Source organism: Thermostichus sp. OS-CIW-30, from assembly GCF_054060215.1.
This window is the reverse complement of sequence record NZ_JBSSCZ010000010.1, coordinates 46,386-59,452: the sequence shown is the minus strand read 5'-3', so window position 1 is coordinate 59,452 and position 13,067 is coordinate 46,386. Positions and strand designations below refer to the sequence as shown.

9 protein-coding genes are annotated in these 13,067 nt (G+C 58.8%); 6 read left to right on the top strand and 3 right to left on the bottom strand.

Going from position 1 to position 13,067, the window contains the following annotated elements:
• The first annotated feature begins 50 nt into the window (after positions 1-50).
• The 3 genes from ACVWZF_RS05875 (at position 51) to cobN (ending at position 4,709) form a co-directional block, all read left to right on the top strand.
• Positions 51-542, top strand: coding sequence for a gamma-glutamyl-gamma-aminobutyrate hydrolase family protein (locus tag ACVWZF_RS05875; protein WP_457411073.1), 492 nt, complete (start codon positions 51-53; stop codon positions 540-542).
• Positions 543-746: 204 nt separating this feature from the next.
• Complete coding sequence (locus ACVWZF_RS05870) at positions 747-2,033, top strand: SBBP repeat-containing protein (protein WP_011431973.1); 1,287 nt, start codon at positions 747-749, stop codon at positions 2,031-2,033.
• A gap of 459 nt (positions 2,034-2,492) precedes the next feature.
• Positions 2,493-4,709: a cobaltochelatase subunit CobN gene (gene cobN, locus ACVWZF_RS05865; RefSeq protein ID WP_011431971.1), complete on the top strand. Its 2,217-nt coding sequence runs from the start codon at positions 2,493-2,495 to the stop codon at positions 4,707-4,709.
• Positions 4,710-4,906: 197 nt separating this feature from the next.
• Here cobN and ACVWZF_RS05860 read toward each other — a convergent pair whose 3' ends face one another.
• Positions 4,907-5,230, bottom strand: coding sequence for an RNA recognition motif domain-containing protein (locus ACVWZF_RS05860; RefSeq protein WP_011431969.1), 324 nt, complete (start codon positions 5,228-5,230; stop codon positions 4,907-4,909).
• A 246-nt stretch (positions 5,231-5,476) separates the two neighbouring features.
• Positions 5,477-8,215: a valine--tRNA ligase gene (locus ACVWZF_RS05855; protein ID WP_457411071.1), complete on the bottom strand. Its 2,739-nt coding sequence runs from the start codon at positions 8,213-8,215 to the stop codon at positions 5,477-5,479.
• Between the two features lie 487 nt (positions 8,216-8,702).
• Here ACVWZF_RS05855 and ACVWZF_RS05850 point away from each other — a divergent pair, with 487 nt between their 5' ends.
• Positions 8,703-8,957, top strand: coding sequence for a hypothetical protein (locus ACVWZF_RS05850; RefSeq protein ID WP_457411069.1), 255 nt, complete (start codon positions 8,703-8,705; stop codon positions 8,955-8,957).
• A gap of 60 nt (positions 8,958-9,017) precedes the next feature.
• Here ACVWZF_RS05850 and ACVWZF_RS05845 read toward each other — a convergent pair whose 3' ends face one another.
• Entirely contained in the window at positions 9,018-9,830 is an 813-nt protein-coding gene (locus ACVWZF_RS05845) for a phosphatidate cytidylyltransferase (protein WP_011431967.1), read from the bottom strand.
• A 326-nt stretch (positions 9,831-10,156) separates the two neighbouring features.
• Here ACVWZF_RS05845 and pdhA point away from each other — a divergent pair, with 326 nt between their 5' ends.
• Positions 10,157-11,158 carry a pyruvate dehydrogenase (acetyl-transferring) E1 component subunit alpha gene (gene pdhA / locus ACVWZF_RS05840; protein ID WP_011431966.1) on the top strand — a complete coding sequence of 334 codons (1,002 nt, stop codon included), beginning with the start codon at positions 10,157-10,159 and terminating at the stop codon, positions 11,156-11,158.
• Between the two features lie 253 nt (positions 11,159-11,411).
• Positions 11,412-12,998, top strand: a complete 1,587-nt coding sequence (locus tag ACVWZF_RS05835) for an NAD(P)H-quinone oxidoreductase subunit 4 (protein ID WP_011431965.1) — start codon at positions 11,412-11,414, stop codon at positions 12,996-12,998.
• Positions 12,999-13,067 lie beyond the last annotated feature (69 nt).

Here is a 13,067-nt window from a genome sequence, read left to right as displayed (position 1 = left end):
GCCGTAGGCATAGCACCATCAACATCGGGAAATAAGGTTATCGTAGAAGGATGAATCGGACATCCCCTTTTTCAAATCGACCGCTCATCGGCGTTACCACCCGCAACCGCAATGACGAGGGAGACTTTGTAGCGCCAGGCCGCTATGTGGATGCCATTCGTGCTGCCGGAGGGATCCCTGTTCTTTTTCCCCCAGGCGAAAGCGAGCCCCAGGTTTTGCTGTCTTGGGTGGATGGCCTGGTGTTGACCGGTGGCGGCGACCTCTGCCCCAGCACCTACGGAGAAGATCCGCAACATCCCCAGGTGCGCTATGTCAACTCGGAGCGAGATCGATTTGAGGTGGCCTTGGCTCAGGCCGTGCTGGCCCAGGGGATCCCTGTTTTGGGCATTTGCCGGGGGATGCAATTGTTAAATGTGGTCAGTGGCGGCAAGCTGTTCGCGGTAGCGGGACGGAGTCCTTTCGCGTCAGCGGGACGGAGTCCTTGCACTTCCGTCTGTTTCAAGCCTTTGTGCAGGCAGCACTGCGTTTTTCCCCGCGCCTAGCTGGCCTGCTGCCCAACCCTGAGCCCGTACCCCAAGTCGCCTAAAGGAAGGTTCCCAGCCAGAGGACAGTCCTGCCGTTGGAGAATCATCCAACAGTTATCCCGTCAGTTATCCCGTGCTAACTTCTAGGCGGTACCCCCTTGTCAGGAAGCGCCGATCGCGGTAGCGGGACGGAGTCCTTTCCCGTCAGGGTGCCGTACGCATATGAACAGGAAGCGACCGCTGGAGAGGGTTGTCTCTCTAGGGCTGGCTTTTGCCAGCTCGGCTCTTTTGGGTGCCTGCGGCGAGGATCCTGCTCCTTGGCTCCGCCAGTTTGGAACCCCTAGCTCCGACGAGGCCCACTCCATCGCTGTAGATGAGAGGGGAAACGCCTGGGTGGTGGGAGTTACCCACGGAACTCTTCCCAAGCAGGCCGGGGCAGGTGGGGGAGATGCCTTTGTGCGCAAGTACAACGCCCAAGGTAAGGAACTCTGGACCCGCCAGTTTGGAACTTCCAGTCTTGACGAAGCGCTAGCCGTAGCGGTGGACAGGTGGGGAAACGCCTGGGTGGCAGGGGTTACCTACAGGACTTTCCCCCACCAGGTCAGTGCCGGGGGGAAGGAAGCTTTCGTGCGCAGGTACAATCCCCAGGGCAGGGAACTCTGGACTCGTCGGTTCGGCAGTGGGGAGTTGGACGGGGTCACGGCTCTTGCCGTGAATGCAGAGGGCAACGTCTGGGTGGCGGGGGATGCCGTTCGCGGTAGCGGGACGGAGTCCTTAGCCCCTTCCGGCCAATCCAGGGGTAAAAGCTTTGTGCACAAGTATGACTCCAATGGCAACCTGCTCTGGACTCGAGAGCTCGAGCTCCATCGGCGGGCCGGTGCCCTGGCTGCCGACGAGGAGGGAAATGTCTGGGTGGTGGGATCCATTCAAGAAAGCCTTCCGGGACAGTCGGTCGCGTCAGCGGGACGGAGTCCCAGAGCGGGAGGCTTTGTGCGCAAATATGATCCCGAGGGCAACCAGCTCTGGCTTCGCCAGTTTTCAGGCGGGAGGGGTGACGGGGCTTTTTCCATCGCTGTAGGTGAGATGGGGAATGTCTGGATAGCGGGATTCATCCAAGAAGCTCCCACCGGCCAGGCAGGGGAGTACAGCGTTCTTGTGCAGCAGTACGATGCCTACGGCAACCAACTCTGGAACCGCCAATTCCCAGGCAAACGGAGGGAACGAGTCCTGGCCATCGCTGTGGATGGAATCGGGAACATTTGGGTGGCAGGACATACCCAGGGAACCCCAGCGGGTCAGTTGCCTAGCGATGCCTTTGTGTGCCTTTACGACGTCAACGGCAATGAACTCTGGAGCCACCAGTTTGGAACCCCTGACTTTGAATGGATCGGTTCTCTTGCTTCGGATAGAAGGGGAAATCTTTGGGTGGCGGGGGTAACTTGGGGAGCCTTTCCTGACCAACCCCGAGCCGGCATGAAAGATGCCTTTGTACTCAAATACGCTCGTTAGGCTGAGGCTTTGCCAGGGCGGGATCCCTCTGCGGCAGCTCAACACCCCAGTAGCCAGCAGAAAGCTGCCCCATGCTAGGCTCTAGGCGGTGCTGCCCTAGTCGGCAAGGGGGGACTTGAAGGATATGAAAAAAAGGGTGGGCAGGGTAGTTTTCGCAAGTGCTTTAACTTTTTTTGCCAGTTCAATTCTTCTGAGAGCCTACGGTTCGCATTCAATCGAGTGGGCTCGCCAGTTCGGAACTCCTGCGAATGAGGTGGCTGACTCTATTGCTGTCGATCGCGCCAGCGGTGCGGAGCACTTTCGCGCCAGCGGTGCGGAGCACTTTGGACAGGGCAATGCTTGGGTAGCGGGAACCACTACGGGAGCCCTTCCTGACCAGTTGAGCGCTGGGAGCTGGGGTGCTTCTGTGCTTCAAGTACAGTCGCTAAGCCTGAGCTTCCTTCCCTTGGGAGAGCGGCCATGCACCGAATAGCTGCTTTGCCAGGGGGATGGGATCCTTCCCAATCCGGCGTCATTTTCTTGGAGCAGGATCCCGCTCCCATCGTTATCCTTTCGGCAGCCGATACGGATCTCACGGCCTTGAGCGCAGCCCTGCGCCTGTTGCCCGGCGATTTTCCGGCGGTGCGGGCGGCCAATTTGTTGCAGTTGCAACAGCCCCTAAGCCTGGATGACTATGCCGAGAGGGTGCTGCGGCGGGCGCAGGTGGTGCTCCTTCGCCTGTTGGGGGGAAGGGCCTACTGGAGCTATGGCCTGGAGGTAGCCAAGCAGGTGGCCGCCGAGGAGGGATCCACCCTGATCGTCATTCCTGGGGACGATCGCCCCGACTGGGATTTGGTGAGCCATTCCACTGTGCCCCTGGCGGTGGCGGATCGGGTGTGGCGGTACTGGCTGGAGGGGGGAGCGGAGAATGTGGCTGCCTGTCTGCTGTTGCTGGCTAGGGAGTTCCTAGGGGGCCAATATTCGGCGCCGGATCCACAAGGGTTGCCTCGTCTTGGGATCTACCAACCTCCCGTAGCCTCGCCGACGGATCCCCAAGCTCCCAAGGTGGGGATTTTGCTCTACCGAGCCCATGTTCTGGCGGGGAACATAGAGCCGGTGGATCAATTGGCAAAAGCCTTGGTGGAGCGGGGGCTGCAGCCTCTGTGCCTTTACACCTACAGCCTTCAAGATCCCGACTTGCCCCAGGCCATTCGGGATCACTTTGGCAGCCAGATTGACCTGTTGCTCAACACCACCAGTTTTTCGCTGGCGCGGTTGGACAGCCACCAGCCCGATGTAAGCCTGTGGCAGGAATTGGATGTGCCCGTTTTGCAGGTAATCCTTAGCAGCGGATCCCGCCAGAGCTGGGAGGACTCCACGCGAGGACTGGGAGCGCGGGATCTGGCCATGAATGTGGCTTTGCCGGAGGTGGATGGGCGCATCATCAGCCGCGCCGTTTCCTTCAAGGCGGTTCAACAGCGGGATCCCCACTTGCAAACGGAGGTGGTGGCCTATGCGGCTGTGCCGGATCGGGTGGAGTTTGTAGCCGATTTGGCGGCCAACTGGGTGAAACTGCGGCGCACCCCTGCCAACCAGCGCCGTCTGGCTCTGATTTTGGCCAACTACCCCAGCCGGGACGGGCGGCTGGCCAATGGGGTAGGGTTGGATACACCGGCAAGCTGCGTGGAGATTCTCAAGGTCCTGGCGGAATCCAGCTACCGGGTGGGGCCCCTGCCGCAGACAGGAGATGAGCTCATCCGCTGGCTCACCCAGGGCCAAACCTATGACCCGCTGGGATCCCTGCGCCCCGCTCGCCAATGGCTTTCTGCTGCCCTTTATCGAGAGTGGTTTGCCCGCTTGCCTGAGCCCATCCAGACCGACCTCGTCCGGCAGTGGGGGGATCCGCCCTCTCGAGATATTCCCGTGGTGGGACTGCAGTTAGGGCAGGTGTTTGTAGGCATTCAGCCCCCGCGAGGCTATGACCGGGATCCGTCCTTGAACTACCACGCCCCGGATCTGGTGCCCCCCCACGAGTACCTGGCTTTTTACCTGTGGCTGCGGCAGGTCTTCGCCGTTCAAGCGGTGGTGCATGTGGGCAAGCACGGCAACCTGGAATGGCTGCCCGGCAAGGGATCCGCCCTTTCCGCCACCTGCTACCCGGAGATGGCCCTGGGGCCGCTGCCCCACTTCTACCCCTTCATTGTCAACGATCCGGGAGAGGGATCCCAGGCCAAGCGGCGAGCCCAGGCAGTGATTATCGACCACCTCACCCCGCCCCTTACTCGTGCTGAGCTGTACGGCCCCCTGGCGGACTTGGAACGGTTGATGGATGAGTACGTGCAGGCCCAACAGTTGGATCCCAGTCGTTGTCCCCTGATTCGCGCCCAGATTCAGGAGCTGGTTCGAGCCGAGCATCTAGACCAGCAGTTCAACTTGGAAAAAGAAGAAGATTGGAATCGCCTGGATGGCTATCTCTGCGAGCTAAAAGAATCTCAGATTCGCGATGGGCTGCACATCTTTGGTCGAATCCCTGCCGGTGAGCAGCTTGTTGATCTGGTGGTAGCCCTGGCCCGCTACCCTGGCCACGGGCAACTGGGGATTACTCAGGCCATTGCCCGCGATTGGGGATGGGACTGGGATCCCTTGACCGCCGACCTGACAGATCCTTGGCCAGAGGGATCCCCGAACTCGCCGTAACCCAAGCCAAGCGTTTTATTTTCCTCTCTCAGGGAGCAAGGAAGAATCTTAAGAGTAAGTTGATCGGGATCCCTCATCAACTCCTCTGTTGGAACAATGGAAGCAGGCTAGAGAAACAGCTGGATCCTGGTGCTGCGCTTCAAAACAAGCTCAACTGAGAATCCCTTGCCCAGCACCGGGAAGCCTCAGCAGGCGTTTCAATAGCGAGATTGAAAACTCCGCCGCCGCTCGCCGCCACTGTTCGCGTTACCAGAGCGGAAACCTGAGGTGGGGCGTTCTTCCCGGGGACGAGCTTTGTTCACCTTGAGGTCGCGCCCCATCCATTCCGCCCCATCCAGCGCAGCAATGGCAGCTTGCTCCTCTGCTTCAGAGCTCATTTCCACAAACCCGAAGCCCCGAATGCGGCCTGTCTCGCGGTCAGTGGGGATTTGCACCCGCTTGACAGAACCGTACTCAGCAAAAACAGCGGTCAAATCCGCTTCTGTCACCTTAAAGGAAAGGTTGCCAACATAAATCGACATAGACGATCTCCGAAAGAGAGAGTAACAAAGGGTGAGATGTTCGGAGAGCCGTCTGCCAATACAAAACGTGAAAATCCGTCAAGACCAGAAGAAACGAGCACTACAACCGATAACAATCTCAGCTTCTATCCTAACACAGAAGCAGGGGTTCACCACTTCGATTTCGCGAAATTCTGGGGACATTGCCTTCACACCCCAACTGGCCCGGCCCAAACACTCCGCTGCCCTACCTGCGCTGACGCCACCTCAGCCCAGCTTCTCCAGCCTGGATCCCAGTAACCTCATCTGGGCTTCCAGCTCCGCCAGTTGCTCCTGACTGGCTTGCACCACTTCAGGGTTGGCCCGGTTGAGAAAATTGGGGTTCTCTAGGCGAGCGCGGATCCCTTGGGCCTCTTTTTCCAGCTTGGCCAGGTCTTTTTGCAGCTTGGCCCGCAGCGCTTCCACATCCACCAGTCCTGCCAAGGGCATCAGCACCTGCACCGTGCCCACCACTGCAGCCGCCACCTGTTTGGGCTCCGTGGCCAGGGATCCCGTAATCTCCAAAGCCTCGGCCTTGACCAGATCCCAGATATAAGCTTGGGCAGCCGTCAGGATCCGCTGCTCGGCGGGATCGGTAGTGAGCAAAAGGGCCCTGATGGTCTGATGGGGCTTGAGGCCGGCTTCTGCCCGCAGGTTGCGCAGGCTGGTAATGGTTTGGATCACCAAGCCAAACTCCCGCTCCAGTTGAGGGTCGATCCAACTGGGATCCGGGGTGGGATAGGGCTGCACAGAGATGGAAGTGGTTTGATTGACCTGGGTGAGAAGCTGCCAGATCTCCTCGGTGATGTGGGGCATCCAGGGGTGCAGCAGCTTGAGAATGGTTTCCAAAACGGTGGCCAGCACCTGCTGCGCTGCGCGTTTGGAAGCCAGGTCTTCTCCCCGCAGCCGGGGCTTGACCAGCTCGATGTACCAGTCACAAAAGTCATCCCAAATGAGAGAGTAGAGCAGGCGTGCCCCCTCTCCCAGGCCATAGGCTTCCAGCTCGGCAATGACTTGGGTGGCTGTGGAGTGCAGCCGCGACAGGATCCAGCGATCGGCCAATTCCAGCGCTTCAGGAACAGGGGATCCCAGTTGGGCAGGGGTTTGCCCCTCCAAGTTCATCAACACAAAGCGGGAGGCGTTCCAGATCTTATTGGCAAAGTTGCGGGCGGCCTCTACGCTGGCGCTCTCGCCGGTCTTGCGGTCATAGGCCAGGCGGATGTCTTGCCCTGCCCCCACCACCTCCTTGACCAGGGCATAGCGCAGGGCATCGGTGCCGTATTTGTCCAGCAGCTCCAGGGGATCGATGCCATTTCCCTTGGTTTTGGACATTTTCGCCCCGTGCTCATCCCGCACCAGGCCATTGATGTACACATCTTTGAAGGGGATCTGGCCGGTAAATTGGGATCCCATCATGGCCATGCGGGCCACCCAGAAGAAAATGATGTCAAAGCCCGTGGACATCAGGGAGTTGGGATAGTAGCGTTTGAAATCCTCGGTCTCTTCCGGCCAGCCCAGGGTTGAAAAGGGCCACAGAGCAGAGCTAAACCAGGTATCCAGCACATCGGGATCCTGTTCCACCCGCTCAACTTCTGGGCCAAACTTTTCCCGTGCCTTGAGCAGCGCTTCCTCGCCGTTGCGGGCCACCACAAAAGCTTGGGGATCCTCGAGAAGCTGGCCATTGAGGACTGGATACCAAGCTGGGATCTGATGGCCCCACCACAACTGCCGAGAAATGCACCAGGGGCGCAGCTTTTCCAGCCAGCCCGTGTAGACTTTGGTCCAGCGCTCAGGGATAAAGCGGGGGCTATTTCGTTGGTATTCCTCTTCCAAACAGCGAGCCCCCATCCCCGAGACATCGCAAAACCACTGAATGGAAAGCAAAGGCTCGATGGGCACGCCGCCGCGGTCGCTGTGGGGAACGGTGTGGGTGTAGTCCTCCACCTTCTCCAGCAGGCCATGTTCGGCAAACCACTGCACCACCTTTTCTCGGGCCACAAAGCGATCTAGGCCGGTGAAAGGATCCCCGTTTTCGTTGAGGGTGCCGTCTTTATTGAGGATGTTGATGAAGGGCAATTGGTGCCGTTTGCCGATTTCAAAGTCGTTGGGGTCGTGGGCCGGGGTAATTTTCACACACCCGGAGCCAAAGGAGGGATCCACATACTCATCCGCAATGATGGGGATGAGGCGATTTTTAATGGGCAGGCGAATGAACTGGCCGATGAGATGGCAATAGCGCTCGTCTTGGGGGTTCACCGCCACCGCCGTATCCCCCAGCATGGTCTCGGGCCGAGTGGTGGCCACCACCAGATACTGGCTGGGATCCTCGGCCAAGGGATAGCGAAAATGCCACAGGTGGCCCTTGACCTCTTTGTCGTCTAGCTCAATGTCTGACACCGCCGACTGGGTGGCCGGGCACCAGTTCACCAGATATTCCCCCCGGTAAATTAGCCCCGCCTCGTACAGCCGCACAAACGCCTCGGTTACCGCCCGGCTCAACCCCTCGTCGAGGGTAAAGCGATCCCGCGTCCAGTCCAGCGAGAGACCCAGCCGCCGCAATTGGCTCTTGATAGCTCCCTGCGACTGCTCCTTCCAAGCCCAAGCTCGCTCCAGAAAAGCCTCGCGGCCCAGATCGAAGCGGGTCTTGCCCTCTTGGCGCAGTTGGTTTTCCAGGATGGTGTGCACGGCGATGCTGGCATGGTCTGTGCCGGGCAGCCAGAGCACGTTGTAGCCGCGCATGCGCTTGTAGCGCGTCACCACATCCGGCAGGGTAAAGGCAAAAGCATGGCCCATGTGCAGGTTGCCCGTCACATTGGGCGGGGGCAGCACCATGCTAAAAGCCTCTCCTGGTGCCTTGGGATCCGCCACATAAAAGCCCTTCTCTTCCCAAAAGCGCTGCCACTTCGGCTCGGTCTCGAAGGGGTTGTACTGGCTGGGCAGGTTGGCGGAGGAAATTGCAGCAGTCATGGGGAGAACAGGCCAACGGCTGAGAAGGATAAATCACTTTATAGAGTAGCAGTCTAACCCCTTGCCCTTCGGGGTAGAGTGGCCCGTTGGTCTTGACCCCGATCACACAGCCAGAGAGGGATTTCGAGCTAGGGTACTGCTGTCCTCAGCGTTTGGGTACTGCGTTATGTCCAGATCATTGACGGCAACGGTACTGATGGCCCTGATGGCTCTATCCCCTGGGATCCCTGCCTTGGCGCAACAGGACTGGAAGAGATCAGAGAGAGACATCCTACTTTGTCGTGGGGAGCCTTTTGAACCAGGCTCTCTGGCAGGTTATGAAGCTTGCTTCAGTGCTCGCCTTCATCCGGATGAACAATCCTGGCCGCCTCTACTACCCCTGATAGGCCTGTATTTTACCCCGCACTCTGACTACTTTTTTTGCTTTGTAGGTGCAGGAAAGCCCGGTAGCCTGGAGGCAATTCTCGTCGGTCGAAGTGGAGAGTTCGTGTTTGGCCTAGATCGCCCTCTGGCCCCTTCTGAACTAGAAGGGGAGACCCCTTGGATTATCCAGCGAAAAGCCCGCATTCTCGAGGTGGAGGGGGATCCTGTTGCCAGTTTCAGGCAACTGGTGGTTTACGACGAAACCGAGTTGGATCTGAAGGGGTTTGCCATAGTGAGTGCACCTCCAGGGCACTTCGGGGATTCCATTTTGCCAGAAGTGTTTTTGGAGCGGCCCGAATGCCAGGCAATTTTGAATTGAGGGCCTTCCGCACCTTCGGCTAGTGGGCGCTCCTGGGTTTGGCAAACTTGCAAGCTGGCTCTACAGCCCAGAGTAAGCGTTGAGCCATTCCATAAAATAAAACACCAGCGGCCCGGTGAATACGTAGCTATCCCCCCGATCCAAAATGCCGCCGTGGCCCGGGATCAGATCCCCGGAATCTTTGACGCCGGCATCCCGTTTCATCAGAGATTCTGTGAGATCTCCCAGCAGGCTGGTTAACCCAATCAAAAACCCCAGAATGCCCCCACTCAACCAGCTCCACGGCCAGCCCAGGTAATAGGCTCCAACCACCGCAAGGGTCATGCTGGCGGCAATGCCGGCTACTGCCCCTTCCACCGTCTTTTTCGGGCTGAGGATGGAGAGCTTGGTGCGCCCAAAGGCCCGACCACACAGGTAGGCCCCCACATCGGCAGCGATCACGCAGCCAATGGCCAGCAGCGTAATCCATAGCCCTTCGCCCAGCCCTTGCGCAAAAGACAAGGCCCTGACCCGAATCCAGAAGCTGGGCAGCAACGCACAGTAGAACAACCCCAAAATCGAGGTGGCAATATCGGCAATGGTGGCCACCTTGGGCTTAAAGAGCAAATAAAAACAGATGATGGATCCCGCCACGATAAAGGCAGGGCTGGTCCACTCCGGCCTCACCTGCTGCAAAATCACCAGCACCTGGCTGGAAAACATGGTGGTGCGCATGGCCGGCGCATTGCCTTTGGCTTGCACCAAGCGAAAAAACTCCAACTGGGCCAAAAAAATGATCAGCCCAATGGCTGCAGTAAAATACCAGCCCCCTAGCAGGGTGACCGCCAACGCAAACAACACCGCCGCAAAACCGCTAACCCAACGGGCTCCCATGGGCGCACCCCGTCACGTTGGCTGGCCAAATACCTCTTGCCCCCGGCTCCAGCAGATCGACGTCCAAGCCGAGAGCAGAAGAAACCCCCCCTCTGGTGTTCAAGATTCGCGTTTGCGGGACGGAGTCCTGATGCGGCTGCTGCAATGGAAACGCCTCTTGCCCTAGCCTTTCAGTTTAACTCCCTTGGCCTCGAAACAACCGCTTTCGGCCCTGCAGGATGGGATTTCCAGGTAAGGTGGCAGACAGACTGGAGCATGAGATAATGGGCAAACCGCAAAGCTCACTGCTGACCGCCTAAGATACCTCTGATTCGTTGCACCGCAGCATGGTTCAAGAACTTACTTCGCGCTCCACAACTGCTCGCATTTCTGCCGAAGAGGCTCGTCTTCTTTATGAAGACATGGTGCTGGGCCGCCTGTTTGAAGACAAGTGCGCCGAAATGTACTACAAGGGCAAGATGTTCGGCTTTGTGCATCTGTACAACGGCCAAGAGGCCGTCTCTACGGGGGTGATCAAGGCGCTCAAGCCCACCGACTACGTGTGCAGCACCTACCGCGATCATGTGCATGCCCTCAGCACCGGGATCCCGCCGCGGGCGGTCATGGCAGAGTTGTTCGGCAAGGCCACCGGCTGCAGCAAGGGTCGGGGTGGTTCCATGCACCTCTTCTCGGCGGAGCACAATTTCTTGGGGGGCTATGCCTTTGTGGCCGAAGGGATCCCAGTGGCGACGGGGGCTGCTTTTTCTGCCAAATATCGGGGCACCGACCAGGTAACCGCCTGCTTCTTCGGGGATGGAGCCTGCAACAACGGCCAGTTTTACGAGTGCCTCAACATGGCTGCCCTCTGGAAGTTGCCCATCATCTATGTGGTGGAAAATAACTTCTGGGCTATTGGCATGGCCCATGAACGCGCCACTTCCGACACCGATATTTACCGCAAAGGCCCGGCTTTTGGCATGCCCGGCTACCAGGTGGATGGGATGGATGTGCTAGCAGTGCGAGAGGCCGCCCAACAGGCCATCGCCCGCGCCCGTGCCGGAGAAGGCCCCACCTTGCTGGAGTGCATCACCTATCGTTTCCGGGGCCATTCTCTGGCCGACCCTGACGAGCTGCGCAGTCCTGAGGAAAAAGAGTTCTGGCGGCAGCGGGATCCCATCAAGCAACTGGAACGCTATGCCCTGGAGCACAACCTAATGACCGAGGCAGACTTCCAAGCCATCCACGCGGAGGTCAGCGCCGTGATTGAGGACGCGGTTCTTTTTGCTCTGGAAAGCCCAGAGCCAACCCTGGACGAGCTGCACCGTTTTGTCTTTGCCGAAGACGAGTAGACCCCCCCAGGTACCGGGGGAGTTCAGGAGCCGAGATCTTGCTTGGCCGGAGGATCCCTGGCCAACTCGGGTGGCCCATCCACCTGGCGGAGCGCTATCGCGCCGGATCCCTTGAGGATCCTCGAGGATCGGCATCAGAGAAACTTTCTCGAGATCTGCGCTATTGCGCAGATTTTTTTGTAAATATCGCTTCCCATTTGTTTACACAGCTTCATATCATTGAGGTATCGAGCATGAGTATTTATTCCCGGTCATGAGCAATCCTCTTGAGTTTCCCTGGCTGTCGGTGCTGGTGCTCTTGCCTCTGCTGGCAGCCTTTGGGATCCCCTTGATCCCCCAGAGCCGTTGGGTGCGTTGGTATGCCCTCGCTGTGGGGGCTTTTGATTTGGGCCTGATGGCCTATGTCTTTGCGCGGCACTATGACCTGCAGGACTTTTCTCTGCAACTGGCGGAGCGCTACGCCTGGGTGCCCCAAATTGGATTCCACTGGTCGCTGGCGGTGGACGGCCTGTCCTTGCCGCTGGTATTGCTGTCCGGTTTGATCACAACCCTGTCGATTGTGGCGGCTTGGAATCTCTCCCACAAGCCGCGTTTGTTTTTCTTCCTGCTGCTGCTGATGTACGGCGCCCAGGTGGGCGTATTTCTGGCGCAGGACATGCTTCTATTCTTCCTGATGTGGGAGATTGAGCTGGTGCCGGTCTATCTGCTCATCTCCATTTGGGGTGGGCCGAAGCGCCAGTACGCCGCCACCAAGTTCATCCTCTACACCGCCGCCGCCTCCATTTTTATCTTGGTGGGATCCCTGGCGATGGCCTTCTACGGCGAGGGCTTCAGCCTGGAGATGGCAGAGCTGAGCGCTAAGTCTTACCCACTGGCCTTGGAGCTGTTGGCCTATGCGGCTTTGCTGATTGCCTTTGGGGTGAAGCTGCCGATTTTCCCGCTGCACACCTGGCTGCCGGATGCCCACAGCGAAGCCTCTGCTCCCATTTCCATGATCTTGGCGGGAGTTCTGCTCAAGATGGGGGGCTATGGCCTGATCCGCATGAATGTGGGCATGTTGTCGGAAGCCCACGTGTACTTCGCCCCTGTGCTGGCGGTGTTGGGTGTGGTGAACATCATTTACGGGGCGTTGGCGGCCTTTGGTCAGAACCATCTCAAGCGGCGCTTGGCCTATTCGTCCATTGCCCACATGGGCTTTGTGTTGATCGGGATCTCCGCCTTCACGGAGCTGGGCATCAATGGGGCAGTGCTGCAGATGATCTCCCACGGTCTGATTGCCGCGGTTCTGTTCTTCCTGACGGGGATCACCTACGAGCGCACCCACACCCTTGCCCTCGACAAGTTGGGAGGGTTGGCCAAGCAGATGCCGAAGGCTTTTGCCCTGTTTACAGCGGGATCCCTGGCCTCTCTGGCGCTGCCGGGGATGAGCGGATTTGTGGGTGAGCTGACGGTGTTCTTGGGCTTGACCACCAGCGATGCCTATGCGCCGACCTTCAAAGCTGGAATTGCCCTGCTGGCGGCAGTGGGTATCATTTTGACGCCCATTTACTTGCTCTCCATGCTGCGTCAGGTGTTCTACGGGGCTCAGGATCCCGGCTTGGTTTTGGAAGACTACCTGGGGGATGTGCGTCCGCGGGAAATGGCGGTGGCCCTCTGTCTGCTGTTGCCGATTCTCGGCATTGGCTTCTACCCGCGCCTGGCTACCCAAACCTACGATGTCACGACGGTGGCGGTAGCTGCCCAGTTGCGCAGTGTGTTGGCAACTGAAATCGTGCAGCGGCCTTTCTTCCCCTCGCCAGTGCAATCGGCTCAGGTGGCGGCTTTGCCTCTGGAGGATTAAAGGGGGGTCGAGACTCGGTTCTTCTTTATCTCTATTCCTTACTCTGTCCAGAAGAGCTGGTGTTCGAGG

What these genes read in the sequence shown, in the direction of transcription:
- ACVWZF_RS05875 (WP_457411073.1), top strand. Translation starts at nt 51, where the DNA reads ATGAATCGGACATCCCCTTTTTCAAATCGACCGCTCATCGGCGTTACC.
- ACVWZF_RS05870 (WP_011431973.1), top strand. Translation starts at nt 747, where the DNA reads ATGAACAGGAAGCGACCGCTGGAGAGGGTTGTCTCTCTAGGGCTGGCT.
- cobN (WP_011431971.1), top strand. Translation starts at nt 2,493, where the DNA reads ATGCACCGAATAGCTGCTTTGCCAGGGGGATGGGATCCTTCCCAATCC.
- ACVWZF_RS05860 (WP_011431969.1), bottom strand. Translation starts at nt 5,230, where the DNA reads ATGTCGATTTATGTTGGCAACCTTTCCTTTAAGGTGACAGAAGCGGAT.
- ACVWZF_RS05855 (WP_457411071.1), bottom strand. Translation starts at nt 8,215, where the DNA reads ATGACTGCTGCAATTTCCTCCGCCAACCTGCCCAGCCAGTACAACCCC.
- ACVWZF_RS05845 (WP_011431967.1), bottom strand. Translation starts at nt 9,830, where the DNA reads ATGGGAGCCCGTTGGGTTAGCGGTTTTGCGGCGGTGTTGTTTGCGTTG.
- pdhA (WP_011431966.1), top strand. Translation starts at nt 10,157, where the DNA reads ATGGTTCAAGAACTTACTTCGCGCTCCACAACTGCTCGCATTTCTGCC.
- ACVWZF_RS05835 (WP_011431965.1), top strand. Translation starts at nt 11,412, where the DNA reads ATGAGCAATCCTCTTGAGTTTCCCTGGCTGTCGGTGCTGGTGCTCTTG.